The following is a 25,773-nucleotide window of genomic DNA, read 5'->3' on the forward strand; positions in this document are numbered from 1 at the left end:
CACCTGGCGGGCGGCGTCCTCAAGGGCACGGCGGGCTTGGTCAACTTCGTCCGCGCGGTCACCCCGTTCGACCCGTACAACTTGACCCACCCGGCGGAGTACCGGACCAACCTCAACTCGACGGTCGCGGGCCTGGTCGTGGCGGTCAATGACCCCATGGGCGCGGGCAAGCAGATGCTCGACGACTTCATGAAGGACCCCGCCGAAGGCATCGGCAAACTCCTGCCGGAGCTCGCCGGCACCAAGGGCCTCGGCCCGTCGAAGAGGGCGGCTACGGCCGCCAAGACCGCCAACGACGTACCGAAGGGTCCCGGGCGCCAAGGGCTGGACAGCGACGGTCCGAATGTGCACAAGACCCCGGACTGTGACAAGATCAATGGCTGCACCGACCCGGTGGACCTGGCTACCGGGCAGATGTACCTGCCGCAGACCGACCTGGTCCTGCCTGGCACGCTTCCACTGGTCTTCACGCGCCGTGCGGAATCCGGGTACACGGCCGGCCGCTGGTTCGGCCCGTCCTGGGCCTCCACCATCGACCAGCACCTGGAGATCGATGCCGAGGGCGTGGTGCTGGTCAGCGATGACGGGCTTCTCGTCGCTTACCCGCATCCGGCGCCCGGCCTGCCCGTGCTCCCGGCAACCGGGCCGCGCCATCCGCTGGAACGCACACCGGACGGCGACTGGACGCTGACCGACCCGGCGACGGGCCGAATACGGCGGTTCTCGCCGGCGGCGGGCTGGGACGGTGAGGGGGACGGTCTCGCGGCGATCGCCCAGCTGGAGGACCGCAACGGCAACCTCATCACCTTCGAGTACGACCACGCGGGCACCCCGCTGGGGATAGCCCACTCCGGCGGCTACCACCTGCGCTTCGTCACTGCCGAGGGCCGCATTACCGCCCTCCACCTCGTCGGTGGCCCGCGCGTCCTCGCGTACGGCTACACCGACGGAAACCTGACGGAGGTCGTCAACTCCTCCGGCCTGCCCCTGCGGCTGGCCTATGACGAGCGTGGCCGGATCACGTCCTGGACCGACACCAACGGCAGTCGCTACGACTACGCCTACGACGACCAGGACCGCTGCGTCGCGGAAGGCGGCACCGAGGGACACCTCGCCCTCACGCTCTCGTACGACGAGCGCGACCCGGCGACCGGCCACCGTGTCACCGCGGTCGCGACCGCCGACGGGCACACGCGCCGTTACGTGATCGACGAGGGCTGCCGGGTCGTCGCCGAGATCGACCCGCTCGGCGCTGTCACCCGCTACCAGTACGACAGCGCCGGGCGCGTGATCAGCCGTACCGACGCCCTGGGCGCCGCTTCGCTCCAGGAGTACGACGAGGCGGGTCGGATCACCCGCTCGATCCGTCCCGACGGCCGCACCGCGGGCACCGAGTACGACGAACTGGGCCTGCCGGTACGGGTGGCCAACGCCGACGGCACGATCATCCGCCAGACCTTCGACGAGCGCGGAAACCGCACCTCGCTCACCACCTCGACAGGCGCCGTCACCACCTTCGCCTACGACGAACGCGGCCACGTCGTCACGGTGACCAACCCGCTGGGCGCCGTCACCCGCTTCACCACCGACGCGGCCGGTCTGCCGGTCACGATCACGGACCCCCTCGGCGCCACCTCGCGGTTCGAACGCGACGCCTTCGGGCGCCCGGTGCGCGTGACCGACCCGCTCGGCGGGGTGACGACCGTGGAGTGGACCCCGGAGGGCCGTCCCGCCCGCCGGGTGAACGCGGACGGCGCCGAGTCGGTGTGGACGTACGACGGCGAGGGCAACTGCACCGCCTTCACCGACCCGGCCGGCGGTGTGACCCGCTTCGAGTACACCCACTTCGACCTCCTCGCCGCCCGGACCGGTCCCGACGGCGTACGCCACGAGTACACCTACGACGCGTTGCTGCGGCTCACGGGCGTACGCAACCCCCAGGGCCTGACCTGGGAGTACGTGTACGACGCGGCAGGACGGCTGACCTCGGAGACCGACTTCGACGGCCTGACGCTAAGACCTCCCCCACCGGAACGGCGACCTTCGAGTTCGACGTCTTCGACCTGCCGGCAACAGCCGTCTCCTCCGACGGCACCAGGCTGCTCCGCATCCGCGACCGGCACGGCCGACTCGTCGAGGAGCAACTCGACGGCCGTACAGTCCGCTACACGTACGACGAGCTAAGCCGACCGGCCGGCCTGACCACCCCCACCGGGGCGCAGACCCGCTGGACCTACGACGAGGGCGGCCACTGCACCGAGATCACCGCCTCGGGCCGGACCCTGACCTTCGAGCGTGACGCAGTCGGCCGTGAACTGACCCGGCGCATCGGCGACAGCACGACGCTGCACCAGACCTTCGACGCGGTGGGCCGGCTCACCACCCGGCACATCACCGGCTCGAACCAGCGGACCCTGCTGCGCCGCGGCTACAGCTACCGTGCCGACGGCAATCTGCTGGCCATCGACGACGAGGCGACGGGGCCGCGAACCTTCACCCTGGACTCGGCCTCCCGCATCACCGTCGTGGACGCCGCCTCCTGGTCGGAGCGCTACGCCTACGACGAAGCGGGCAACCAGACCTCGGCCTCCTGGCCGGAGCAGCTGGGCGCCGAGGCCACCGGCGAACGCACCTACACCAGGACGCGGATCACCCGAGCGGGCCGTGTCCGCTACGAGCACGACGCCCAGGGCCGCGTGACCCTGCGGCAGAAGACCCGGCTCTCCCGCAAGCCGGACACCTGGCGCTATACGTGGGACGCGGACGACCGGCTCACCGAGGTAACCACCCCGGACGGGACGCGTTGGCGCTACCGCTACGACGCGCTGGGCCGCCGTGCCGCGAAGCAGAGACTCACGTCGATCGACGCTTCACGTAAAGCGTCGGCGCAGCCGGACAGGGTCGACGAGGTCGCGGAGGAGACCGTCTTCACGTGGGACGGGCCGACCCTCATCGAGCAGACGGCGCGCTCGGCGGGCAGCCCGCACGAGGTCACGCTCAGCTGGACGCACTCCGGCCTGCACCCGCTCACCCAGGTGGAGTCCATACGCCGGTCGTCGCAGGCCGCGCAGGAGGAGAGCGACAGCCGGTTCTTCGCCATCGTCACCGATCTGGTCGGCACGCCCACCGAGCTGATCGACGAGCAGGGAGAGGTCGCCTGGCGCACCCGCTCCACGGTATGGGGCACGACGAGCTGGAACCGGGACGCCTCCGCCTACACCCCGCTGCGCTTCCCGGGCCAATATCACGACCCCGAGACCGGCCTCCACCACAATTACTTCCGCACTTACGACCCCGAGACGGCCCGTTATCTGGCGGGCGACCCGCTGGGGCTCGCGCCGTCCCCGAACCCGGTCGCCTACGTCATCAACCCGCTCGTGTGGGCGGACCCGCTGGGCCTCAGCCCCTGCCCGGAGAAGGGCGAGGAGCAGAAGGCCCTTCCCCCGGCCAGGCGTGAACCCCCGCACCTGGAGGGGTCGCCGATCCTCGCGCGCTTCGCCAAGCCCGGGGAGGAGTTCAACATGGTGATCTCGCAGGGCCAGACCCGACCGGGCGGGTTCGGTACTTTCGACGGCGTCCCCAACCAGCAGTATGTTCGAGATCAGCTGGCCGTCCGCACCGACTGGAAGGATGACGTCTCGCTCCTGCAGCGCTACCGCATTTCGGACGGTGACCCAATCCTCGTCCAGGAGAGCATCATCGGACCCCAGATGGACCCGAAGCTTGGCCATCTGCCCGGCGGCGGGACTCAAATAGAGATCATGGAATTCGGCGACCGAGCCCGACTGATCCCAGTCGGCCCACCCACGGAGATCCCCAAGTGACAGAAGAAAATCCCGGCGTCGTGGTCACCTGGGCCCAAGGCGACACCACAATCCGGTGGAGCGGCCCCGCCGGGAACGTCGAGAAGTCGTACGAGCTTCCGCCACAGGACGTCATGGCGTGGCGGGAGTACGACGAGACGCTGGTGCTGGTGGTGGAAGCAATCAACAGCGCACCATTCACCCCGTCGGACAACGCGGTGGTCTACCGGGCCGACGGCTCGGAGCGGTTCCGGCTGCACCCGCCGCACGACCTGCTGAGGGATCCGAATGACGTGCACGGCTTCTACACCGCCTTCCCCCAGGACGGTCGGCCGCTCGTGATCATGGTCACGCGCAACGCAGGTGACTTCCAGGGCCGTATCGACTTGGAGACCGGCGAGATCGTGGACACCAACACCTGGCGCTGAGCTTGTTGTCTATCCAGTTCGCCGGGGTTTCGTCCCCACCTTGTGGTAGGCGGGACGGCTGTATGCCTCGCAACCTTCGGCTTCACCACGGTGCGCGATCTGGATGCGCCGCCGGTCTCCGACTCGCTGCTGCAGCTGCCCGGCGGTCCGCTGCTGTTCTCCTCGCCCACCCGGCCCGGGTCCGAACGCAACGACCGCTTCACCCTCGCTGTCCGGTCGTCGGAGAGCGGCGGGACTACCTGGAACCGCTCCGGCAGCTGGCGGGGAGCGCTATTGGGAAGGAAGCCGCCCCCGACGCGACGGAGGTCGCCGACCGCTGGCATCTGCTGTAGAACCTCGCCGCCGCGGGAATCCGGACAAACTCATCTTTCACTCCTCTCTGACTCGCTGCGGTTCGACCGGCCGGATTCTACCCGGGAGCCCAGAAGCGGCCACGTGATGGCCGACATGCTGCTCCGCCACAGCAACGCGACCGCCTGGAGGCACTGGGCGTGCGGGGCGCGGCCCACCCGGTGACGGCCGCCGCCCATACGGAGCTCGCTTCGGCGCCTGCCGGCGCCCTCAGGGCTCGAAGAAGCCCGGGCACAAGGCGGAGGCGGCGTTCCGGCGCGGCTTGGCCTCCCGGGCGCAGTGGGTGGAGAAGGGGGGAAGCGGCTTTTGAACCGCTCCCCCACCCCGCTCGCCTCGGGCTCGCCGAAGGGCTTGGGGTCGCGTACGTCAGCAGCGGGGCCCGGCAGTGGGCCTCTCTGTCGGCACAGCCGATTCAACGAGCCGAGCAGCGGACCGCCATTCTGCATCGGGAACGGCTTGTGTCGGCGCTGTACATGTGGTTGCTGAGAAAACCCGACCGCCCTTGGTACCGGCGGCGGCCGCGGAGCCGGTTGGCTCCGACGGACACGGCCCAGTTGCCGTGATAGCCCACGTCATCGGAGATCAGACGGATCAGGTCCAGCATGTGCCGGGTGAAGATGACCTGCTCGTCCTCACCCGGCGACCTGTACGGCTTGGAGGCGGCATCGGAGAGGCGGGTCATGAGCAGCCGCAGCCCGCCGTCCTCAAAGAGCTGAAGCTCGACAACGTCCTCGTCAGAGGAACGGCCTTCTGAGGTGTAGACGCGGCTGGCTCCGATCCCCGAGGAGCTGAGGGCCACTCCCCTCGCGCGGCGGTGGCCCTGGTGGGCGGAAGACAGATCAGGGCTGGATCCCATCCCGGAGAGCGCTGCCCGGGTGCGTCGCAGCAGCAGCCCTCACGGCGCCCTGCGCACCGTGACGAGCGCGACGATCGCTCCGGCGTGGCTGGCTGGTCCCGGCGATCCGGCCCACCCCTCCCCACCAACTGCGAGGACACGGGCGTGCCTGTGAGGGGCCGGATGCCGTCTGCGCCAGAGTGGTCGGATGCACCGTCGGACCCTGCCCCTGCTGCTTGTCGCCCTGCTGACGACGTCCGGGTGCGTCTCCGTGATTCCGGCCGACGACAAGCCACCCGCCGCGAGCACGGGCACAGCCCCGGCGTCGGCCGCGTCCGCCCCGCCCGACCGGTCTCGGCCTGCCGAAGGCTCCTTGCCGCTGACCACGCTGCCGACCCCGGCCGCCCCGACTGAGAACGCCTCCACCCCGGACCGGGTGCAGCCGACCCCTCGCCCGCGGGAGGAGCAGCACACGGCGCCGAAGACGGAGAAGCGACGATCTTCCGCGGCGCAGACGCAAGCGACGCGGCGTACGCCCGCGAAGTCCACGCGGCCCCGCACCGGCGCCTCCGCACCGAAGCCGAGGCCGAAGACCCGCAGCGTCCACACCGCCCGCCCGCCGGCCCCGCCGCGCTACCGGCCCGCGCCCGCCCCGGCTCCGGGCCGGGTGGACATGGCAGACCTCTGCCGGGCCTCCCAGGGAGTCACGAACCCGGCGATCACGCAGCTGTGCCGCAGCACCTAGCGATGATCACCATTGCGAGGCCCATGTTCATGCTCGCCGTTCCACGGGCGCCCCGCTCCGGGCTGGCAGGCTGATCGCGTGATTACCGCAACCGCAATGCAGCGGATCCGTACGGACCACGCCACCATGATGCAGGCCCTCCAGGCGTAGCAGAACGCGCATGCTGCGCTGTCCGACTCGATCGCGGCCGCGCTTCCTTACGGCTACAGTCCCGTGGACGTCGAACAGATCGCGCAGGTTCTGTGGTGGAGCACGGAGGGCGTCGAGAACGCCCGCACCGACTCGCTGTGCCGCGCTGCTGGACACCCTGAGGAATGCCCTGAGTGCTCCCCCCTGGTCCAAGGCGGAGTCATCCCCCTCGGGTGATGCCACGTACCCATGCGCGCCTGCGGGGCCCCGTCGACCTCGGTGCCGAAACTCGGTACGTCGGTCGGTCCGTTGCTCCTACGCTCGTTCCATGACCTGGGACGAAGCTCATGGAACGGTGAGTCGGGCCTTTGACAACTGGCGCAAGACCGATGCGGAGAACCGAGCGTTTCTGAAGCTGACGGCCCAGTGGTCAGCGGAGGCCTACGAGCGTCAGTGGAAGCAGGCCGAGGACACGCTGAGCGAGGTGTTCGACCCAGAGATCCACTACGGCGACGAGCACGTCGACATGTTCCACGACGCCGTAGGAGGCCTTTGGCCGTTCTCCCACCAGTGGATGGTGGAGGCCTCGGTCTTGAAGAACGGCGTGACGGCATTCGAGGTCTACCTCGAAAAGGCAGCCCAAGAGGTCATCGAGGGCTGGAGCGTCACCCTCGACGGCAAGACGGGCACTCATATCTTGCGCCTGAAGACTCCGAAGGGGTTCACCTCCCCGGGCTGGAAGACCCTGGTCACCGCGCACACGGTTCTCGGAAGCGCCGTCGCAACACCCGACGTCGAGTGGGCCAGGGACCTACGGCACCTCCTGACCCACCAGAACGGTGAGCTACGCGACGACGAGGCCGTGGAGAAGTTCCGGGACGCTGATGCCGAGGACGCCGCCGACTTCCTCCACGACGCCCATGTCGGGGGACGGGTCCATCTCGGGGTGGAGCGGGTCGTCGGTGTGCTGAACAACCTTGCTTCTGTCGTGCGTCATGCCGACGTGGCCGTCCATGCGTACGTCTGGGGGGCCAAGCGTCACAAGGTGCCACTGGAGGAACTGCACGCCGCGAAGTGCCTCGATCTCGTAGCCGAGTGAGTGGCGGTCACACCGCAGCGGGCTCGGCCTGTAGCCGTACGCCCGTGGCCATGCGTACGTGGCCGGCCATCGTCGCCAGTGCGCTGTGGAAGCTGTGCGCGGTGGCGCCGGGCTGGGCGGTGAGCGTCAGCGTGCGGTGGGTGGAGCAGGAGACCCCGCGGGTGATGGTGGTGCCGGGCCGGTAGCCGCAGGCCTCCAGCAGCCAGCCCGCGCTGGCCCGCCAGGCGCCCAGGGGCGTGCGGTGGACGGGGGCACCCTGGCTGCGCAGGAAGCGGGCCCGGTCGTCGGTGACGGTGGGGTTGAGAAAGCAGGAGCAGCCCTCGCTCGGCGCGGTCGTGCAGTACGGCGGCCGCCGCTTCGGCAAGCGGGGGCTTGCTGCCCGGCGGGGCCCGGAGTGCTGTGGCGAAGTGCTGGTAGATGACGGGGGCCGCCCCGGTGGAGGGGGTCAGGTGGAGGGTGAGGGAGAGGATCGTCCACCGGCCGGGCTGCTGCTTGAACCGGCTGGTGCGGTAGCCGAATCCGCACTCGGCGGTGGGGATCCGGGTGGTTCGGCCGGTGGTCCAGTCGTGGGCGGTGACGGCGGTGAGCCGGTCGCCGATCTCCTGCCCGTACGCTCCGGCGTTCTGGACCGGTGCCGCCCCGGCGGTGCCGGGGATCCCGCCGAGGTACTCGATGCCGGACAGGCCTTCGGCGACGGTGTGGGCGACGAGTTTGGTGAACCGGTGGCCGGCGGCGACGGTGACCTCAACCTGACCGTCGGCGGTGTGGCGGGTGCGGATGCCGCGGGTGGCCATGGGACTGTAAATCGTTCGGCTCTGGCTCACATTCGGTGGTTGGTCTGCGCTACGTCATGGCTGTGCTGGCGGAGATCGCAACACTCTGCAGGTCAACGAGCTCGGACGCGTCTGGGGCGGGTATCCGTCCGGCCTCCACGGTGCACAGTCCACGGGACTGACCGCTCCCGGCATCCAGCCGCCCCACCGGATAAATGTCCAGGTCAACGCTTCTCACCAGCAAGACCGTACCGAAAGTGAAGACCGCGACGTTCCGTTACCACCGAATGTGAGACAGAGCCCCGTTCGTTCTCGTGAACGTCGGGCGCGGGCGGGTGCCTCCCGAACTGCTGTCGAAACGCTGCTCTACAACGTGAACAGAGCCAGCGTCGGACTGAGGCCGGAGCCGGTGCGGCGGCGGGCGCAGAAGCCGCGTCCGTGGCCCGGTACCTGCTCGGGCCGTCCCGACAGCACGTGCGAGGATCACCGAGACTTCACCTTGTCCGCTCTTCAGAGGCCGCACATGCACAGCAAGTTCCTCCCCTTCCGGCGCAAGCGCGGAACCAAGGTCACCTACGAGGTGACCGGCACCGGCTACTTCGAGGTGACCTACGCCGTCGGCGACCCTCTGAAAGGAGAGCAGAAGGAGGTCAAGGCAGGCGTCGCGCCATGGAAGCAGGACGTCGTGATGTCAGGCATCGGCGCGATGCCCATGCTCACGATCGTCACGTCCAACCCCGAGCATCCCGACGGCTGGCTCCAGTGCACGATCTCCATCGACGGAGAACTCGCAGTGGAAGGAGCGGTGTCCTCGCGGTCAGCCAGCGCGACCTTCACGGCCCTGCCCGGCGCGACAGGCTGACCCTCAGCACACATCGAGCCGGAGCATCGTCCCCCCAGCTTGGACATTCCGGGCCGCAAACAAGGGGGTGAGGGGCACCTGATGCGAGGACTGGCTACCAGTGCCACGTAGCGCTGACGTCGGCGTTGGTCTCCTCACGGACCGTCGCGGCGTGGTGCTTCCAGACCGGAATCTCGCGTTCGGCAGTCACGCGGAGCCAGTCAGTGAAGGAGGCGACACTGCGGACGGGAGTGTCTGCGTGCTCGCCTTCAGAGTAGGACCAGACTGAGGCTGGTCCTTTGGAGTGGACACCCTGACAATGGATCTTGATGGTCCAGGGAGGGATGTCCAGGCGGGACGCAGGTCTCCGTATCCGGAGGAGTTCAGGAAGGACGCGGTCGCGCTCTACCGTGCCGCGGCCGGGACGAGGACCTACGCGGCGGTGGCCGCGGATCTCGGCATCACCGCGGAGTCGCTGCGGACGTGGGTGCGCAAGGACGAGGCCCAGGCCGTGCCCGGACGCTATGACACGGGCGGCGAGGCGGACGAGCTGGCCCGGCTTCGGGCGGAGAACGCCCGGCTGCTGAAGGCCGAGAAGGAGTGGCACCCCGAGCGCGAGATCCTGCGCCGGGCAGCCGCCTATCTCGCACGGGAGGTGAAGTGAGCCCTCGCCGCTGGGACTTCATCCCCGACAACCGCGCCGACCTTGGCGTCAAGCGGATCTGCCGGGTGCTCAGGGTGTCCCCGCGCCGGCTACTACCGCCATCTGGCCACAGGGCAGGCCCGCGCAGAGCGCCAGGCCGAGGAGAAGCGGACCGTGGCCGAGATCCGAACCATCCACGCCGAGCATGATGGCGCCTATGGCGCCCCGCGAGTCCATGCCGAGCTGCGGGCGAGGGGACGGCGGATCAACCGCAAGCGCGTGACCCGGCTGATGCGGGTCAACCACATCGTCGGCCGGCACCTGCGGAAGAAGAAGCGGACGACGATCGCGGACAAGGCCGCGCCGCCCGTGCCGGACCTGGTGATGCGCGACTTCACCGCGGACGCCCTGAACACCAGGTGGTGCGGCGACATCACCTACATAGCCGTCGGCGCAAGCTGGCTCTACCTCGCCACAGTGATCGACATCTGCTCGAGGAAGGTGGTGGGCTGGTCGATCGCCGATCACATGTGCACCTCGCTGGTCACCGATGCGATCGAGATGCGGGGAAAGCTCGCACGTCCGGTTCTGAGGGGGCCGGGTCACGGCAACGTGATCCGGCTACCCGACCACAGCAATGTGACTGTGATCGAGTCTTTGACCTGGCCTGCGAGCGGTCGAGTTGGCGCGGGTGGGCGTCGGAGGTGGCCCGCGCCCCTGGTCTGGGGTGTCAGGGGCGGACGGCGGCCACCAGCTCGCCGGTCGTCACCACCCGGGCAAAGCCCCCGCCGTGCAGCGAGACGGCACTCGCTCGGACCAGTTCGTCGGCCGTCGAATGCCAGCCGTTCGGGCCAGTCAGGTCGAAGGTGTGGGTGGCGTCGAGGGCGACCAGCACGTCGTAGCCGAGATTGCCGCCCATGCGGGCGGTGGTCTCTACGCACATGTTGGTCTGGATACCGGTCAGTACGACCTGGGTAATGCCGGCCTCCTTGAACCAGTCGTCAAGGTTGGGGGTGCCGTAGAACGCCGAGTTCACGGACTTGGTGACGAGTAGCTCCGGCCCGCCGCCCTTGCCGCGCCGCTCCTCGACGTAGTCCTTGAATTCGTTTCCCTCGTACCCGGTCCGCAGCGGCGAGCCGGGCTTGTTCGAGTCGTGCCGTACGAAGACGACCGGCCGGTCCGTGTCCTGCCAGGCCGCGATCAACGAGGCGATGTTCTGGTCGGCGGCCGGGTTGTTGCGGGGGCCCCAGAATTCCGACTCGTCGAAGCCCTTCTGCACGTCCACCACTACCAGCGCCGCGTTCTGTGTGATCTCCATGTCCACGATCCTGCCGCCCTGGTGCGCCCTTCCACAGGAGGAGAAAAGACAGCGATCGATGATTTACTGCCAGGATGATCCGACCCGCACCGGCACACCGCATCGCCCTGATCGCCTTCCCCGGCATCCGGGCCTTCGATGTCTCGGTGATCACCGAGGTGTGGGGTACGGACCGCACCGACCGCGGGGGCCCCGCGTTCGAGCTGCGCCGCGTAGCCGCGGGCCCCGAACCTGTACCGATGCGCGGCGGGCTCACCCTCACGCCGGATCGCACCCTCGCCTGGCTCCCCCGCGCCGAGCTGATCCTCGTACCGGGCTTGGACGACCACATCACCCCAGCACCCGAGCCCGTCCTCGCAGCCCTACGCAACGCCCACGCCCGAGGCACCACCATCGCCGCTCTGTGCGGCGGCGCGTTCACGCTCGCCCAGGCGGGACTGCTGGACGGCCGCCGGGCGCTAACCCACTGGGCACTGACCGACCTACTGAAGACCCGACACCCACAGGTGCGGGTCGAGCGGAACGCCCTGTTCGTCGAGGACGGCAATCTGTGGACCGCCGCCGGCACCGCTGCCGGCATCGACCTGTGCCTGCATCTGGTGCGCGCCACGCACGGCGCAGAGGCAGCTGCGACAGTCGCCCGCTCCATGGTCACCGCGCCCTTCCGGACCGGCACCCAGGCCCAATTCATCGAACATCCGACACCGCACACCGACCGCGCCGCAGACGCACTGGCCGAGGTACGCGCCTTTGCCCTGGCCCATCTCGACGAGCCACTCACCGTTGCCGCGCTTGCCGCCCGCGCCAGGATGTCCCCCCGCTCCTTCGCCCGACACTTCGCCGCAGCCACCGGAACCACCCCGCTGCGCTGGCTTGTCGACCAGCGCATCGCAACGGCCCAGAAACTCCTGGAGCGCACCGACCTGCCCATGCCCGAGGTCGCCCGCCGATCCGGTTTCGGCAGCGAAGTCACCATGCGCCAGCACTTCACATCCCGTCTGGCGACCAGCCCACGCGCCTACCGCACCTCGTTCGCCGAACAACCACCCTCTGCACCCAGCCATTGAGCCTCTTCAGAACGGCCACCGATCAGGTGATGGGCGGATCCGCAAGAGCTGAGCACTACTGCAGATCAGAGACCGGTCGCCCGCACAGAGTCACGGCCCCTCTGGGGTAGCCGCTGAAGAGGCTCATGGAACCGCCGCCTCCACGTGCTGGGCGAGGACCCGTTCGGCGACCCCCACCGTCCCTCCGACGCCCGGATCGAGCTGGCCATCGCTGCGTCGGGGGAGGGTCCCGCGGTGTAGAGCGTCCGGCCGCTGGCGAGGTCCTTGACCGTCAGCTGCTGCGGGGCCTTGGGGTCGGAGATGCCCATGACCACGGTATCGGCGTCGCCGGTGAAGGCGACCTCCCCCACACGGGTCCGGGGCAGCAGGTCGGCGGCGACGGTCAGGCGCCGGCCGGAGGGCACCTCCCACGCGTCGGCGAACGCGGCCACGCAAGGCCGGGTCCCGTTGTAGCACTCCATCGTGTGGTCGGTGAGGGTGCGCAGCAGGCGGGTTCCGTCCGAGCTGAAGTCGACAGAACTGCCCGCGCCATCAGGCAGCTCACGGACGGGGAGCGGGAGCGTCTCGGGGTGGTCCGGGCTGTCGAGGCGCCACAGCCGTATCGCATCGGGCGAGGACACGGCGAACAGGCGGCCGTCGGGACTGATGGCGCTCTCGTACCGTGCCTGCACTTCTCCGCCCAGCCTCCGGGTCCGGATCCGGCCGTCGAGCACGCCGGTGACCAGGGTGAACACATACCGGTCGCCGCCCCCGAGGGGCCGGGCGGCAACCACCAGGGTCCGGCCGTCGGGGGTGGCGTCCATGCCGCTGACGTTCCCCTCCCAGACGGAGGGGTAGGAGTGCAGGAGGTCCGGCTGGCGTACGTACTGCCGCAGCAGTGCCTCGGCGGTCTTGGTGGTCCGTTTGGTGCTCCTGGCGGCGAGCGCGAGTTGCAGCGCGGTGGCCGGTTCGCGGCCCGGCATGTCGTCAGCCGCCAGGGCGAGCAGGCCGGCCGCCTGGACGCGCAGTTGGTCCTCGGTGCGCCGCAGCCCCTGCCAGGCGAGGAGGGCGAAGATCGCCGCGAGGCAGGTCAGGGCGGCGAGCGTGGCCACGGCGGCGCGTCGAATCCGGGCGCCGCGCCGGGCGGCCCGGGTGCTCAGCCGGACGTAGTCGGTCTCCTCGGCAGTGGTGTCGTCCGGATGGTCGGCGAGGCGCCGCTGTGCCTCCGCCAGCTCGGTGCCGCCGAGCAGCCGGGCGGCCTCACGCCCATGGGCCTCCCAGCGCCGCAGATCGGTGCGCAACTGCTCCTGCCAGGTGCGGAACTCGCGGGTGTCAGTGAGCCACCTGTTCAGTTGCAGCCACGGTCGGGTGAGGGCTTCGTGCGCGAGGTCGACGATCTCACCGGAGCCGTCCGGGGCCGGGGAGAGGACGACGAGCTTGCCCGTCGCCAGTTCCCGTGCGACCGGGACGAGTTCGGGTGGCAGATTGGTGAGCGCGAACTGCACCAGGGTCATCCGCGAGCAGGTGCCCGGCGGGCGCGGCGCCGGGCCGGGCCAGCAGCCGGGACCGTAGCTCGGCCGGTACGTCACGGCCCGCCTCCAACAGCCGGGCCAGTTTCTCCGTCCGGGCGAGCCGTTCCACCTCATCGGGTGCGGGATCGAGCAGGTCGGTCAGGGCCCTGGCCAGCACCGCGGCGGCCGGTACGCCGGGTACCGCGCGCACTGCGGAGACGTCCATCCCCGCACCTCGCGCCTTCGGCAACACTCCGGCTCTGACCAGCGAAGACTTACCGCATCCCGAGGGGCCGACGACCAGGGTGACCGGCCGTCGCGACACCGCCCGGAAGACCCGCCGGGTGTCGTCGTCGCGTCCGTGGAAGAACTCCGCCCCGTCTTCGGCGAAGGGTGCCAGCCCCTGGAACGGGCAGCGCGGGCGCAGCGTCCGCCCGTCGACCAGGTCGGCGGAGGGCAACAGGTAGGCGGTGCGGTCGCCCTGGTGTGCGGCAACCGTCATGCCGACCACGCCGTCCTGGGTGTCGTCCCAGACGGGCGATCCGCTGAACCCGCCCACGATGGTCGGACCGCTCCCACGGACCTCCATCTGCACCCAGCCGGAGCCCTGCCCGGCCCGTAGCACCCCGGATGCCCAGATGCCCTGGTCGGCTCCGTACGGGTAGCCCAGCGCGCGGAACGTGTGGCCCCAGACCGAGGTGCCGTCGACGAGCGGTGCCGGGCGTGTCCCCGCCACGGGTGCGTCCAGCCGCAGGAGCGCGACGTCCTGGCCGGCGTGGCGCCAGGACACCACGCCCGCCCGGGCCGCGGGCCGGCCCTCGACCAGCGGGAAGTCAAGGACCACGGGCCCTGTGGCAGGGTCGCCCACGTGGGCCGGCCCGCGGGCTTGGCCGATGACGTGGGCGCAGGTGCACACCAGGTCCGGAGCGACGAGGAATCCGGCGCCCACGACCTCGCCGTCAGCGCCCCTGATCCGTACCTGCGAGGCGTCGAGCACTCCGCTCCCGCGTACCGCGGCCATGGATTCCCCCCGATTCCCAGGCTCGGGCCAGCATCCGCCACACCGCAGTCACGGGCAACACCTGTACCGGCCGCATACCGGAGGAACCGAAGGTGTCCCGATCTCGTCAGAACGGCTGGTCCATCCTCCGGAGGCCGTAGGCGCGGCTGCGTTCCCCCGGCCGCCGCGGCCCGGTCACGCAGGAGCGCCGAGCGGCGGGTGCTCGAGCACCCGGGGCCTGTACTCGACCAGCTGGATGCGGCCGTCGAAGGTGCGGTGCTCGATCATCTCCAGGGCAACGTCCGGATAGCCGTCATAAATGCGTTCTTCGCCCGTGGCCCCGGTGATCACCGGAAACATCACCACCCGGAAGCGGTCGACGAGTCCGGCTCGTAGCAGGGAGCGGGACAGGCTGAGGCTGCCGATGGTGCTGAGGAGCCCCGAGCCGCTCGACTTCATGGCGCGGACCGCCTCGACGGCGTCGTCGCGGACGAGCGCGGAGTTGGCCCACGTCAGTGGCTCCTTGAGCGAGGAGGAGAACACCACCTTGGACGCTTGCGTGAGCGCGTCGACGGACGCCTCTTCTTCGGGCCTGAACCCGTCTTGGCCGTTCGGGACCTCGCCCGCGGCGAAGCCTGACATCAGGCGGTAGGTGTTCGCTCCCATCAGGTAGGTGGCCTCGGGCTGCTCACCGAGCCATGCGAGGTATTCCGGCCCCTCAAGGCCCCAGAACCCAGGCCATCCTTCTCCCGATGCGTGGCCGTCGAGGGAGGTGATGAAGTCGACGAGAAGCTCCGACATGATGGTGGTCCTTTCTTGGGGTGTCGCGAGCTTGGACTGGCCGCGAGCCGCGAACTCATCGGCCGTACTGTGGGGCAACGAGCAGAATCATGACGCGGCAAGCGGCCAGATCGGCGGAGCGCCACCCGCGAACGGCGGGCCGGCCGTCACGCTCGGCGGAGCCGCGTGCAGCGCTGAGGGGCCACGTGGCGGGCACATCCCCACGGCGTCATGGGCTGTGGGACGCGGCGGCCTCCCCGAACCGGTATGCGAGACAGCCGCACCACGGGGTGAGCGGACCGGACCCGCCCTCCACGACAACGTAGAGCTGCGGCAACAGGGTCTCCTGGAGCACTCGTTGGCGTAGACATGTACCCACCTGCCAAAAGGCCCCTGCTTGCGTGCCCGGAGCCCACCGCGATCACCTGAACGGCATCCCCGTTCGACCAGCGCCCCACAGGATCGGGACGGCGGCAGCCACTTACGCGTCGGGGTGCTCCGGCAGGGCGAGCCAGTCCGGCCAGGAGATCTCTCGGCCGAGGAAGCGGGGCTGCTCGAACGGCCAGTCTGCGGCGATCCACTGTGGCACGAGTTCGTCGAGGGCCTGCTCGACCTTGCTGTCCACCAGCTCGTCCACCACCCACCAGGAGATCTCGCCGTCCGCGCCGATCCTCTCCGGTGGGTCAATGTAGACACAGCCGAGCAGAGCCGTCTCCGCCGCGTCGAACAGTGCGTAGTTGAAAGACTGGTGTGCGGCGATCTCCTGCTCGTGCCGCAACAGGTCGGCCCGGTCGGCCTCGTAGGTCATGGTGGCCGCGGGCCAGCCCCAGGCCGGGCCGTAGATGGTCCACAGTCGCTCGCGCGAACCCATCACAGCCGGATAGTCGAGCGGGGTGTCCGCCTCCCGGATCGGCCGCAGGTGATGACCACTGCCCGGCAGCGGGACCAGGACGGGATGCACGAAGTTCGCGGGGAGCCAGCTCATAGCGCCCGACCGTAGCAGCGCGCGGCCGCCTGATCCCCTGGAATTTCCCCGTATACCGCCAGGCTCTGCTCTCAGGCCGGGCAGTGCTCGCAATCCCCCGATCGAGACGTCCGTTCAATCGACGGATTCCGTGTTCGGTACGGCGCCGAAGGGGCTGTCGCATGCGGTGATGGCCCTGACTCGTTCGCCTTCGGAGAGCAGCGAACGCGGCAACGCAGCGAAGACACCGGAATTTCACGGGCGCGGCGGATACGTCGCGAGGCTCGTCAGTGCCCATGTCCCGTCCTGCGTGAGGTATCTGTCTCCCTTCAGGCCCACCTCTGCGAGAGCCTCCTTGAACTGCTCTTCGGTCAGCGGCCGGGACACGAACGTCTGGGTCCATACGGCGTCCGGAAACTCATACTTCGCGTGCACCGAGTTCGCACCGTCGCCAGTCGGCTCCGCCGACACGATCCGTACCGTGAAACCTCCGGGATCGACACGCTCGCGCGGCAAGTTCGTGTGCCAGTCCTCACCCTCCCGTTGGATCAGCGCACAGCCGTCCGCCGCGAGGCGCCGGAGAGCAGGTGCGCAGCAGCGCGCGCCGCACTTCGATGTCTCCGGCGTGTACGAGGAACGACGCAAGCGTCACCACGTCGAAGGACTCGCCCAGGTCGAGGTCCTCGATCGCACCGTGTATCGCGCGTGCCCCTCGAACGCGATCGAGCATCTCCTGGGACTCGTCGACAGCCGTCACCGCGAGACCCGTTCCAGGAGCGGGTGGATCACGCACCCTGCGCCACAGCGCAGTTCCAGGATGCGCGCGCCCGGCGACACGGCGCTTGCGATGATGTCCGGCTCGGGCCCCGACTGGCAGTCGCGTGTACAGCTCGACCGCGCAGCCGTCCGGGGTGACCGCCCGGGTCCGGCCCCCTGGTGCCCCGCTCGCCTGTTCGGCTCCATGCCGGTCCAACGGTCGGGGCAACTCCGCGGTTTCCGCGCACCGCCTGTCTCCGGGTGGCAGAAGTCTGCGGCGGCCGTGCTGGCGAGGCGGAGGGGGGGGGTGGGCTGTGCCCTGCCGGTCTTGGTCGCGAGCTGCTTCAGGAGCAGGTTCACAGGGTTGGCCGCCGTCGTGCCGGTGACGTCCAGGAAATCGGAAGCGCCACCGCCCGTGCGTCTCGTACGCTCGGCCCGCACCGACCCGTCGAGTACCAGCAAGGACTTTGTGAATCACTCCGATCTCCTCGCCAAGGCCCCCTCGCTCGCGGCCGGCATGGCCGCCGCCGATCACAGCCCGGACGCCCAGCTGTCCCAGACTCGCCACCGTGCCGCACTCGTGGCCGGCTGGCACATCGCACCCGGCTCTACCGTCCTCGAACTGGGCTGCGGGCAGGGCGACATGACTGCCGTCCTTGCGGAGGCAGTGGGGCCGAGAGGGCGTGTGGTGGCCGTGGACGTGGCTGCGGCCTCCTACGGGGCCCCGGTCACCCTCGGAGAATCGGCAGCCCGGCTCGCCGCGGGCCCTCTCGGGCCGCGTATCGATGTCCGCTTCGGCACGGACGTCCTCGATCCGTCAGTCGACTTCCCCAGAGGTACGTTCGACCATGTGGTGCTCGCACATTGCTCCTGGTACTTCAGCTCGCTCGGGCAACTGCGCGACACGCTGGCCCGGGTACGGCCGTGGGCGCGGCGGCTGTGGTTCACCGAGTGGGACCTGACACCTGTCTCCGACGACCAGTTGGCGCACCTGCTCGCCGTGCTGGTCCAGGGGCAGGTCGAGGCCGCGGGATCGCATGGCCAGGGCAACGTCCGCACACCTTTCTCCCGTGAGCATCTGCTGCGCCTCCTGCCCGAGGCCGGCTGGACGGCCGACAGCAGCGAACCGGTCGATACCGACGGGCTGCAGGACGGAGACTGGGAGATCGCAGCCTGCCTGGACCTGGTGGGAAGCGATGGGCCACTGGCCGCACTGCCCGATCCGATGCGACAGCTCGTCCTGAGTCAGGCCGACGTGCTCCGGGCGATCGCCAAGCCGCGCGGCAATCGCGCCCTCGCTGCGTACTCAGTCACCGCGCGCTGAGACAGGACCCTGCGAGCGGGCCGGTCAGCGTTCATTGAGATCGGTCTACGGCGACGGCCTGCACCAGGCGGGTAGGCCGTCGCCAAGGCACGGGCGAGCCGGCACACCGGTGGGCAGGTTGCGCCGACGGCAGGCCACGGCGCGCGGAGCGCGGCTTCAGGATGCCGGCCGGGGGGCCGTCTCGCGCGGCAGCGCGGCCATGTTCGAGAGGGCTCTGGCCTTGGTCTCGCCCGTGGCTGCGGCCCCGCAGGCCGGCCCCCGACGACGACCGCCTCGTGCATGAAGATCATCGCCACTGTGTCGCGGACGGCCGCCGAGAGGTTGTGCCGGCACCCTGACGAACCGCGGAGACGGACGCCGCAGGGGCGTCAGTTCTTGACGGGTTCCATGCAGAGGACGAACTTGTCCGTCTCGAGCTGCTGCGCAAGAGCGACCTCGGCCACGCCTTCGCATTTGTCGACGTCAAAGGTGTTGTCGACGACCTTGACGACCTTGTAGAGGTCGGCCACCTTCTCGGTGCAAGCCTTGCTCTCGACCTTGGGGTCGTTGTCCGGGCCGGTGACGACGACGCAGTCGCCGGCCTCCGCGTGCACCGGGGCCTCGCCCGTCAGGTGGGGAAGTCCCAGGCGCCAGAACAGTGCGACCGCGATCGCCACGGCGACGCCGAGGATCTTCTTGCCCAGACCGCTCTTCTTCTTTGCAGGCTCGGACGGTACGACGGGGGCGGCGGGCTGTTCAGGGGACTGCGGCGCGGGAGGCGTGGCCATGGAGGATTCCTTGAGGACGTGTACATGATCGAACGCGCGTACGCTATCGGCTGCCGAACGCCCAAAAGGGACTCTTCCTTGCCGTTTTCGCATCGGATATGGAGTCGTGATCCTGCCGACCCGTCAGACCGCGCCACCGGCCCCAGCACCGCCCGACGGTGCTCGCGCGCCATCGCCCGCGCAGTGGGCGGTCTCCTGGTCGCACCGCGGGTAGTGCGGCGCCGTCTTCTTCGGCTCGCTGCAGTTGTACGCGGCCACCACCCTGCCCGGCTTCTGCCGCCTGCTTGCCCACCAGGACCCGGAGGAGGGGGTGACCGTCATCGCGAAGGACCGGGACGCACCCACGTTCCTCGACGGCGCCTCGCTCGCCTACCTGATCCACATCCAGACGCAAGGACGGTGACCGCCCGCAGGACAAGGAGTGGGAGTGAGTAGTGCACGCGTTCGGTGAGCAGGGACCCGAGCTCGCCGAGCAGCTCGCGGCCACGGTCCGGACCTGGAACCGCCACATCCGCGCCGACGACAACGACCAGCACGCCCATCCCGTCCTGACCGTTCACCCGGCCGGCACGCCCGATGATCTGCTGTCGGTCGGGGACGACCTGGACCTGGACAAGGCGTCTTCCCGGCTGGTGTTCAGATGGCCGGGCCACCACGGGTGTCTTCCAGTGCCTTCGCGGTCCGCCGACACGATGACCGCGGCCGTCGGGGACGCATGATCGCCTGGTTGAACGGACCGTTCGGCGGTGGTAACCCACCCTTGCCGTCGGGCTGTGCCACGCTCTGTCCGGCGCGACGGTCTCCGGCCCGGAGGCCGTCAGGGACCTGCTGCGCAGCACGCTCAGCGGACACCTGCTGTGCCCCGCGGACTACCAGGATCTACCGTTGTGGCAGGAGCTGCGATGACTGTCCTCAACCCCGCCTACGCCGAGGAGGACTTCACCCCGCTACGCCAGGCCGACGGCGGCTTCCAGCACCTCGTCGTGCACACCGACCCGGTGGTGCTCCAGAAGCGGATCGCGGCCAGTTGGGAGTTTGCCAAGGACGCCGAACGCGACGAAGTCGTGCGCGCCTACCACCGCCGGCGCACATCCGAGGACGAGCAGGCCACCATCGGCCGGATGCACTCGGTCGGCCGCGTCATCGACACCAGCGCCCTCACCACCGAGCAGCCCCTGCACGCGCCACTCGATCACCTGCGTCTGGGCGTCCCCGCACCACGACCGCACCTGGAGGCCCCTTGCCACCCAGCCTGCTTGCCGTCTTCGCCCACCCGGATGACGAGTCCCTCCTCGCCGGGGGCGTCCTCGCCCAGCATCACGCCGCCGGGGCCCGCACGGCGGTCGTCACCGCCACCTGGGCCGCCGGCAGCCGGCGAGCGCTCGAACTCGCAGAGGCCCTGGCCATCCTGGGCGCCGGTGCTCCCCGCCTGCTCGGCTACAACGACGCCCGCAACCGCGAGGCCTCCCCCGGCCAACCCCGGCTCGTCGACGTGCCCCTCCACGCAGCAGTCGGCCGCCTCGTCACCCACATCCGCGAGGTCCGGCCCGACGTGGTCGTCACCCACGATGCCCTCGGCCAGCTCACCGGCCACCCGGACCACGTACGCACACACCAGATCACCCTCCTCGCCGTCCAGGCGGCCGGCCTCCCGCATGCGTACCCCGACACCGGCAAGCCCTGGCAGGTGACCGCCCTGTACGCGGCCACGCACCCCGAGTCCGGCATCGGCCTGCTCCGCCCGCTGCTCGAAGGGGTGGGAAAGACGGTCCTCGCTGTACCGGACGCGTACGTGACCGCCAGCGTCGACGTCACGCCCTGGGCCGCGCAGAAGTGGGAGGCGATTTCGGCGCACCGCGGCGAGGTCGCCCGCGAGCGTGCCCTCCCCGGCATCCTCGCCCGTCTCCCCGAGGCCGAACGCAACCGGATCATCCAGGCCGAGCACTTCACGCGCCTCACTTCCGGCCCCACAAAGGGCGACCCGGCCCGGCTGACCGTCTGACATCGTGGCGCGTGACGGGCATTTCTCACCGCCCACGGGCAAACAACCACCGATCGGAGAGAGATGACGATGACATCCGCGCCCGACGAACGCCCCAGTGTTGCGATGCGGGCGGAGACGTACGGGGCGCTGCGCGCCTCGCACGCCCTGTGGGCCGGAACCTCCGTGCTGATCACCAACCAGCGCGGGCAAGTCCTGCTCCAGCGCGTGGCCTACCGCCACACCCGTCTGCTGCCCGGTGGCGCCGTCGATCTGGGCGAGTCCCCCGCCCAGGGCGCTGCCCGAGAGATGAAGGAAAAGCTCGGTGTCACGGCGGCCGTCACCCGGGGACTGGCCGTCGACTGGGTCTCCCGCACTGGCCGCACCACACCGCCCGCCATGAAGTTCCCCGGCGAGCTCCTGCACGTCTTCGACGGCGGCATCCGGGACGAGGGCCAGATGCCGCGATGCGGCCCGCCCCGGGCGAGATCGACGCCGTCGAGTTCGTCGAACCCGCCGATTTGCCCACTCTCATGGCTCCGGGGGACGCGTGCCGCGCCCTGTCCGCTCTCCGCGCCCGCGTCAACTCCGCCGGACCCGCGTTCCTGGAGGACGGCCTGCCGATCGCCCCCACCGTCCTGGACCGGGCCGGCGTCCTGCGTACCGCCCGCGCCCGGCACCACCTCCCCTTCCACACCTGCCCTGCCCCGGACCAGCTCTCGGTGGTTCAGGCCTGGGGCTGGCTCCTCGCACCGGACGGCCGTGCCTTGGTCCTGCTGGAGCCGGACACCGGCGCGGCCTGTCTGCCCGGCGGCACCCCCGAACCCCATGACCGCGGCAACCCGCTCGTCACACTGCGCCGGGAGGCAGGCGAGGAAGCCGCAGCCGAATTCGACGAACCGCTGTTCCTCGGCCACCTCTCCGACCCCGACAAGCCGTACGCCCGCCTCCGCTATGCCGCACCCCTCACCCGTCTCGGCCCGCCACCAGTCGACCCGGCCACCGGCCGCACCCACATCCGGGTCCTGGCCACACCCGAGCAGGCTCTGGAGCTCTTCGACTGGGGACCCCCGGCGGCCGACCAGCTCGCCGCCGTCCACCAGGCCCGAGCACGGCTCGGGATCCCCCGTGCCGCGCAACAACCTTTCACCGAACTGCCGGAGGTCACCGACCTCACCGTCTCGTAAGCCGCTCCCGGCCCGTTACGAAGCGAGGACTGGCATGAGCAACACTTCACCCGCCCTCGGCGCCCCCCTGGGCCCACTGAACCCCTGCCGGCGACACGGGCCTCATCGGATGCTGTACCGCCGGTTCGGATGGCGTCGTGCCAGTGCGGCCGGTTCTCCTGTCAGGCCTACAAGCCCGTCTGGCTGGCGCGCCGTGCGGTTCAAGCAAACGGATGCCCGTCGCCGCCCTCGACGGCCCCGCCTGTCACCCTGGGCTGGACCGGCGGGAGCGCCCACGGCTCCACCGTCCCGCCACAGAGCTCCGCCAGGAACTGAACCACCCCGCCCTCGTAGTGCCACCAGGGACCGTTGCGGGAGCAGACGGTGACCAGCCCGTGCGAAGGATCGTCGCCCATCACGCTCCAGAAGAATTCGTCGCCCTCAGCCGGGTCCCCCCAGGGGACCAGGGTCGTCGAGATGAGCTCGGCAGGACGCAGGTCGGCGGGGTAGTCGCAGCGCCACCTCCCCGATCGTGTGCCCTCCGCGGATCCGAGGGCATCCTCCCCGGGCGAAGGCAGCTGAACGCTCAGGAAGTCGTCCAGGCCGAAGGCCGGATACCACTCGGAGAGCGACTTGAAGTCGGACGGAAGACCCCTTCCGACTTCCGCCTCGATCGCCCGCCAGTCGAAGTCGGCCGGCTTCTGCCGGCGCAATGCCACCAGCCCGGGGACCGCGCGTTCCAGCGCCGCCATGGCCCCGGCCGGGTCGAGCATCCTGTGCGTCGGCCTCTGCGTACCTATGAGCTCTTCCACGAGCGCAGCCTGCCACACAACTCCGACAACCCACCGCTCTGACGCCGGTTCACCAGCGGCTTCCTGGACACTGGCGGCCCACCCCCGCCGTCCCACGCACGAGCCCCACGAACGTCGGCAGCGGCTCCACCCCGGACTACATCCTCGCGGCGGTCCGCGTGGTCGCTGTCGGCGAGGCACCGATTTCCGCGGGTGTGACGCGCCGTCTCATCGCGGACTTCGTCGGACGTCCCGCGGCTGTCCCGGAGCGCTCCCCGCAGCCGGTCGAAGGCATCACCGAACGGGAACGGGAAGTGCTGACCCTGGTCGGACGCGTCCGGTCGTACGCCGAGATCGCAGAGGACCTCTTCATCACCGTGGCCACCGCCAAGTCGCACGTGTCGCGGCTGCTCACCACACTGGGCGCCCGGGACCGCGTCCAAGTCGTCGGCCGTGAAGCTGATCTGCGCGGTCGGAGCGGACCAGGGGCGAGCGGCGCGGAGAAGATTCAGCCGTGGTTCAGGACTTCCTCCCATCTGATCAGGCCGTAGAACTCCAGGCTCTCTTCTGCGGCTTCCGACCGGACGTCGGGTACGGGGCGGCGGACGGACATCGGCGCTTCCCCCGTGTGGTCAGGCCAGACCGGAGGCAATGGCGCGACGTACGGCGTCCGCGCGGTCGCGGATCCCGGCCTTGGCGAACAGGTTGTTGATGTGCGTTTTGACCGTGGCCTCGGTGATGAAGAGCTGCTCGGCGATGCCCCGGTTGGACAGGCCCTGGCCGATCAGCCCGAGCACCTCGCGTTCGCGAGGGGTGAGGTCCTCGGGGAGGGGCCGGTCGGGCGGGGGCACCGTGGTCCGGACGGTGGCCAGGAGCCGGTCCTGGACCTCGCGGTCGAGTACGGACTGGCCGGCAGCCGCGGCCCGGATCGCGCGGGTGATGTCCTGGCGTCCGGCGTTCTTGGTCAGGTAGCCGCGGGCTCCCGCGCCGAGTGCGCCGAGGATCGAGTCGTCGTCGGCGAAGGTGGTCAGGACGACCACCGCGACCTCCGGATACTCGTCGGCCAGCAGGCGAGTCGTCTCGATGCCGTCCATGACGGGCATCCTCAGATCCATCAGCACCACGTCCACCGGGCCGGCGGCGACGGCCGCCAACACCTCGGTGCCGTTGGCCGCGGCCGCGGCGACCTCGATGCCCTCGGCCAGGGCCAGTACCCCGGCGAGGGGCTCACGGACGGCGGCCTGGTCGTCGGCGACGACCACCCGCAACGGCCGCTGCTCCGCGAGGGGTCCGAGCATCCGTCCGGTCGTTCCTCCGGTCATTGCGGGATCACTGCCTCCAATTGCCAGTCGCCCTGGTGCGGGCCTTCGGTGACCGGGCCCGCTGTGAGCGTTCCCCCCAGCAGGGCGACGCGTTCGCGCATGCCGATCAGTCCCATCCCGGTGCCCGTTTCCGGGGCCGGCCAGCGGGTGGCGGGGCGGTTGCGGATCCTCAGCACGGTCGATGCGGGGGCGAACTCCAGCTCCACCCCGACGGCTCCCCCGGGAGCGTGCCGGGCCGCGTTCGCGAGGGCCTCCTGGGCGATCCTCAGCAGGTTCCGGACCGTCCCGGCGGGCACCTCGCACACAGGTGTTCCCGTGACGGTGAGGGCGTCGTAGGTCACACGCTTACGTGTCGGAGGTCCCGCCCTGGGTGGGGCTTCCGCAGGGGCCCGCACTCATGACGCCCCCTCCCCCAGGCGTCATGGGGCAGGCCCGCTCGCATGGCGGGCTGCCGCTCGGTTCCCTACGGCACCGGACAACCTCGCGCCCCTGCCTCTTCCCCGACTGAGGGCCTGTGGGACTCCGCCCCCGGCGTCGGCGCTCAGACCGCCGCCCCCGGGCAACGGACCCGGCGGCAGCGGCCCATCGCCTGGTCACGACCGGTGGGCCGGGAATCAGCGAGACAGCGCTCCGCGACCACTCCCCACGTTCTACGCCCGAACCGAGCAGCGACGACAGCGCCGACTCAGGGAAGCTGCCGCCGGCCGGTGCCTCAGGCTGCCGAGAAGCGGCGGTTCAGCCGGCGTGGCGGGGTCGTGGACGCGATGCCGCTCGTCGGCATCAGCTCGCCCGGGGCCGCTGGAGTCCCTGCAAGAGGAGCGCGATCAGGCGTCGGGGTTCGTAGCGAGGATCGTTGTCGCGTCCGATGCAGAGATTGCCGATGCCGCGCATCAGCTCGTAGGGCTGTGTGCCGGGCCTGATCTCGTCGGCCTCGACCGCGGCGTCGAGCAGTTGGGCGCAGACGGGCAGCAGGCGGTCGAGGAAGTAGGCGTGCAACGCGGCGAACCGCTCACTGTCGGATTGCAGAGCGTCGGCGAGGCCGTGCTTCGTGACCAGGAAGTCGACGAAGAGGTCGACCCATTGACGCAGTGCGTCGAGCGGGGAATCGGCGCCGGCCAGCAGGTGCGGGCCAGCTTCGGCGCATGCCTCGATCTGGTGCTGGTACACCGCGGTGACGAGGTCTGCCCGGGTCGGGAAGTGGCGGTAGATGGTGGCCATCCCCACGCCCGCCCGGGCTGCGATCTGGCGGATCGGTGCGTCGACGCCCGAGGTGACGAACACCTCGGCCGCGGCCGTGAGCACCGTCTCCCGGTTGCGCTGGGCGTCGGCCCGCTTGCCTCTGGACGGCGAACCTCCTGCGGGGCCCTCGGCGGCCATTGCGATCTCCTTCACAGCCGATT

General features: G+C 70.1%; 22 protein-coding genes and 7 pseudogenes. 14 read left to right on the top strand and 15 right to left on the bottom strand.

The features are described 5' to 3' along the window. Positions 1–135 precede the first annotated feature (135 nt). Together R4Z63_RS00110 and R4Z63_RS00115 are read left to right on the top strand one after the other, a co-directional pair. Positions 136–3,425, top strand: a pseudogene (locus R4Z63_RS00110) (DUF6531 domain-containing protein); the annotation flags it as partial. Between the two features lie 395 nt (positions 3,426–3,820). After that, on the top strand, positions 3,821–4,231 hold the full coding sequence (locus tag R4Z63_RS00115; RefSeq protein ID WP_384452302.1) for a hypothetical protein: 411 nt from the start codon (positions 3,821–3,823) through the stop codon (positions 4,229–4,231). 763 nt (positions 4,232–4,994) lie between these two features. Here the strand turns inward: R4Z63_RS00115 and R4Z63_RS00120 are convergent. After that, on the bottom strand, positions 4,995–5,381 hold the full coding sequence (locus tag R4Z63_RS00120; protein WP_384452299.1) for a hypothetical protein: 387 nt from the start codon (positions 5,379–5,381) through the stop codon (positions 4,995–4,997). Positions 5,382–5,625: 244 nt separating this feature from the next. On the opposite strand from R4Z63_RS00120, the gene R4Z63_RS00125 reads away from it, so the two are divergent. Both R4Z63_RS00125 and R4Z63_RS00130 read left to right on the top strand, forming a co-directional pair. After that, complete coding sequence (locus tag R4Z63_RS00125; protein WP_384452296.1) at positions 5,626–6,162, top strand: hypothetical protein; 537 nt, start codon at positions 5,626–5,628, stop codon at positions 6,160–6,162. Between the two features lie 457 nt (positions 6,163–6,619). Then, positions 6,620–7,390: a hypothetical protein gene (locus R4Z63_RS00130; protein WP_384452293.1), complete on the top strand. Its 771-nt coding sequence runs from the start codon at positions 6,620–6,622 to the stop codon at positions 7,388–7,390. Between the two features lie 7 nt (positions 7,391–7,397). On the opposite strand, the gene R4Z63_RS00135 is transcribed toward R4Z63_RS00130, so the two are convergent. Continuing rightward, entirely contained in the window at positions 7,398–7,754 is a 357-nt protein-coding gene (locus R4Z63_RS00135; protein WP_384452290.1) for a hypothetical protein, read from the bottom strand. A gap of 187 nt (positions 7,755–7,941) precedes the next feature. Next, positions 7,942–8,184: pseudogene (locus tag R4Z63_RS00140) on the bottom strand (FAD-binding protein); the annotation flags it as partial. A gap of 502 nt (positions 8,185–8,686) precedes the next feature. Here R4Z63_RS00140 and R4Z63_RS00145 point away from each other — a divergent pair. After that, complete coding sequence (locus tag R4Z63_RS00145) at positions 8,687–9,025, top strand: hypothetical protein (RefSeq protein WP_384452287.1); 339 nt, start codon at positions 8,687–8,689, stop codon at positions 9,023–9,025. Positions 9,026–9,323: 298 nt separating this feature from the next. Then, positions 9,324–10,211 (top strand): annotated as a pseudogene (locus R4Z63_RS00150) (IS3 family transposase); the annotation flags it as partial. Positions 10,212–10,377: 166 nt separating this feature from the next. On the opposite strand, the gene R4Z63_RS00155 reads toward R4Z63_RS00150, so the two are convergent. Then, positions 10,378–10,965: a cysteine hydrolase family protein gene (locus R4Z63_RS00155; protein ID WP_384452284.1), complete on the bottom strand. Its 588-nt coding sequence runs from the start codon at positions 10,963–10,965 to the stop codon at positions 10,378–10,380. Positions 10,966–11,039: 74 nt separating this feature from the next. Between R4Z63_RS00155 and R4Z63_RS00160 the strand changes: the two genes are divergently transcribed. Next, positions 11,040–12,032: a GlxA family transcriptional regulator gene (locus tag R4Z63_RS00160; RefSeq protein WP_384452281.1), complete on the top strand. Its 993-nt coding sequence runs from the start codon at positions 11,040–11,042 to the stop codon at positions 12,030–12,032. A gap of 65 nt (positions 12,033–12,097) precedes the next feature. Here the strand turns inward: R4Z63_RS00160 and R4Z63_RS00165 are convergent, their stop codons facing one another. The 5 genes and pseudogenes from R4Z63_RS00165 to R4Z63_RS00185 form a co-directional block, all read right to left on the bottom strand. After that, positions 12,098–13,525, bottom strand: coding sequence for a WD40 repeat domain-containing protein (locus tag R4Z63_RS00165; protein WP_384452278.1), 1,428 nt, complete (start codon positions 13,523–13,525; stop codon positions 12,098–12,100). Next, a complete protein-coding gene (locus R4Z63_RS00170; protein ID WP_384452275.1) occupies positions 13,410–14,543 on the bottom strand; it encodes a serine protease in 1,134 nt (377 codons plus the stop codon). The genes R4Z63_RS00165 and R4Z63_RS00170 overlap by 116 nt, the downstream gene beginning before the upstream one ends. Positions 14,544–14,717: 174 nt before the next feature. Further along, positions 14,718–15,323 carry a dihydrofolate reductase family protein gene (locus R4Z63_RS00175; RefSeq protein WP_037922693.1) on the bottom strand — a complete coding sequence of 202 codons (606 nt, stop codon included), beginning with the start codon at positions 15,321–15,323 and terminating at the stop codon, positions 14,718–14,720. 460 nt (positions 15,324–15,783) lie between these two features. Beyond that, entirely contained in the window at positions 15,784–16,287 is a 504-nt protein-coding gene (locus R4Z63_RS00180) for a GNAT family N-acetyltransferase (RefSeq protein WP_037922691.1), read from the bottom strand. A gap of 234 nt (positions 16,288–16,521) precedes the next feature. Beyond that, positions 16,522–17,229 (bottom strand): annotated as a pseudogene (locus tag R4Z63_RS00185) (class I SAM-dependent methyltransferase). A gap of 262 nt (positions 17,230–17,491) precedes the next feature. On the opposite strand from R4Z63_RS00185, the gene R4Z63_RS00190 reads away from it, so the two are divergent. Further along, positions 17,492–18,346: a class I SAM-dependent methyltransferase gene (locus tag R4Z63_RS00190; RefSeq protein WP_384452270.1), complete on the top strand. Its 855-nt coding sequence runs from the start codon at positions 17,492–17,494 to the stop codon at positions 18,344–18,346. A gap of 368 nt (positions 18,347–18,714) precedes the next feature. Here the strand turns inward: R4Z63_RS00190 and R4Z63_RS00195 are convergent, their stop codons facing one another. Next, positions 18,715–19,113: an LppU/SCO3897 family protein gene (locus R4Z63_RS00195; protein WP_037922685.1), complete on the bottom strand. Its 399-nt coding sequence runs from the start codon at positions 19,111–19,113 to the stop codon at positions 18,715–18,717. A gap of 244 nt (positions 19,114–19,357) precedes the next feature. Here R4Z63_RS00195 and R4Z63_RS00200 point away from each other — a divergent pair, with 244 nt between their 5' ends. Then, positions 19,358–19,516, top strand: a complete 159-nt coding sequence (locus R4Z63_RS00200; protein WP_384452266.1) for a hypothetical protein — start codon at positions 19,358–19,360, stop codon at positions 19,514–19,516. 31 nt (positions 19,517–19,547) lie between these two features. After that, entirely contained in the window at positions 19,548–19,832 is a 285-nt protein-coding gene (locus R4Z63_RS00205; protein WP_384452263.1) for a hypothetical protein, read from the top strand. A 228-nt stretch (positions 19,833–20,060) separates the two neighbouring features. On the opposite strand, the gene R4Z63_RS00210 is transcribed toward R4Z63_RS00205, so the two are convergent. Continuing rightward, a complete protein-coding gene (locus R4Z63_RS00210; protein ID WP_384452261.1) occupies positions 20,061–20,309 on the bottom strand; it encodes a hypothetical protein in 249 nt (82 codons plus the stop codon). Between the two features lie 44 nt (positions 20,310–20,353). Here R4Z63_RS00210 and R4Z63_RS00215 point away from each other — a divergent pair, with 44 nt between their 5' ends. The 3 genes and pseudogenes from R4Z63_RS00215 (at position 20,354) to R4Z63_RS00225 (ending at position 22,281) form a co-directional block, all read left to right on the top strand. Further along, the gene (locus tag R4Z63_RS00215) at positions 20,354–21,115 is read left to right on the top strand and encodes a PIG-L deacetylase family protein (RefSeq protein WP_384452259.1); all 762 of its coding nucleotides are present in this window, start codon (positions 20,354–20,356) and stop codon (positions 21,113–21,115) included. A gap of 105 nt (positions 21,116–21,220) precedes the next feature. Continuing rightward, positions 21,221–21,502 (top strand): annotated as a pseudogene (locus tag R4Z63_RS00220) (NUDIX domain-containing protein); the annotation flags it as partial. A gap of 59 nt (positions 21,503–21,561) precedes the next feature. Further along, on the top strand, positions 21,562–22,281 hold the full coding sequence (locus R4Z63_RS00225; RefSeq protein WP_384452256.1) for a hypothetical protein: 720 nt from the start codon (positions 21,562–21,564) through the stop codon (positions 22,279–22,281). Between the two features lie 200 nt (positions 22,282–22,481). On the opposite strand, the gene R4Z63_RS00230 is transcribed toward R4Z63_RS00225, so the two are convergent. Next, positions 22,482–23,072 (bottom strand): hypothetical protein, encoded by a 591-nt coding sequence (locus tag R4Z63_RS00230; protein WP_384452253.1) that lies wholly within the window; start codon positions 23,070–23,072, stop codon positions 22,482–22,484. A gap of 134 nt (positions 23,073–23,206) precedes the next feature. On the opposite strand from R4Z63_RS00230, the pseudogene R4Z63_RS00235 reads away from it, so the two are divergent. Beyond that, positions 23,207–23,500: pseudogene (locus R4Z63_RS00235) on the top strand (response regulator transcription factor); the annotation flags it as partial. A 183-nt stretch (positions 23,501–23,683) separates the two neighbouring features. Here the strand turns inward: R4Z63_RS00235 and R4Z63_RS00240 are convergent. From R4Z63_RS00240 to R4Z63_RS00250, 3 genes and pseudogenes are all read right to left on the bottom strand, one after another. Beyond that, positions 23,684–24,349, bottom strand: coding sequence for a response regulator transcription factor (locus R4Z63_RS00240; protein ID WP_384452250.1), 666 nt, complete (start codon positions 24,347–24,349; stop codon positions 23,684–23,686). Positions 24,350–24,369: 20 nt separating this feature from the next. Next, positions 24,370–24,705 (bottom strand): annotated as a pseudogene (locus R4Z63_RS00245) (sensor histidine kinase); the annotation flags it as partial. 448 nt (positions 24,706–25,153) lie between these two features. Next, complete coding sequence (locus tag R4Z63_RS00250) at positions 25,154–25,750, bottom strand: TetR/AcrR family transcriptional regulator (RefSeq protein ID WP_384452247.1); 597 nt, start codon at positions 25,748–25,750, stop codon at positions 25,154–25,156. Positions 25,751–25,773: the final 23 nt, after the last annotated feature.

This window comes from Streptomyces sp. PL-29 (assembly GCF_058344425.1).

Coding starts and splice junctions, on each gene's coding strand:
- R4Z63_RS00125 (WP_384452296.1), top strand. CDS start 5,626: ATGCACCGTCGGACCCTGCCCCTGCTGCTTGTCGCCCTGCTGACGACG.
- R4Z63_RS00130 (WP_384452293.1), top strand. CDS start 6,620: ATGACCTGGGACGAAGCTCATGGAACGGTGAGTCGGGCCTTTGACAAC.
- R4Z63_RS00145 (WP_384452287.1), top strand. CDS start 8,687: ATGCACAGCAAGTTCCTCCCCTTCCGGCGCAAGCGCGGAACCAAGGTC.
- R4Z63_RS00155 (WP_384452284.1), bottom strand. CDS start 10,965: ATGGAGATCACACAGAACGCGGCGCTGGTAGTGGTGGACGTGCAGAAG.
- R4Z63_RS00160 (WP_384452281.1), top strand. CDS start 11,040: ATGATCCGACCCGCACCGGCACACCGCATCGCCCTGATCGCCTTCCCC.
- R4Z63_RS00165 (WP_384452278.1), bottom strand. CDS start 13,525: ATGACCCTGGTGCAGTTCGCGCTCACCAATCTGCCACCCGAACTCGTC.
- R4Z63_RS00170 (WP_384452275.1), bottom strand. CDS start 14,543: ATGGCCGCGGTACGCGGGAGCGGAGTGCTCGACGCCTCGCAGGTACGG.
- R4Z63_RS00175 (WP_037922693.1), bottom strand. CDS start 15,323: ATGTCGGAGCTTCTCGTCGACTTCATCACCTCCCTCGACGGCCACGCA.
- R4Z63_RS00180 (WP_037922691.1), bottom strand. CDS start 16,287: ATGAGCTGGCTCCCCGCGAACTTCGTGCATCCCGTCCTGGTCCCGCTG.
- R4Z63_RS00195 (WP_037922685.1), bottom strand. CDS start 19,113: ATGGCCACGCCTCCCGCGCCGCAGTCCCCTGAACAGCCCGCCGCCCCC.
- R4Z63_RS00225 (WP_384452256.1), top strand. CDS start 21,562: ATGCGGCCCGCCCCGGGCGAGATCGACGCCGTCGAGTTCGTCGAACCC.
- R4Z63_RS00240 (WP_384452250.1), bottom strand. CDS start 24,349: ATGCTCGGACCCCTCGCGGAGCAGCGGCCGTTGCGGGTGGTCGTCGCC.
- R4Z63_RS00250 (WP_384452247.1), bottom strand. CDS start 25,750: ATGGCCGCCGAGGGCCCCGCAGGAGGTTCGCCGTCCAGAGGCAAGCGG.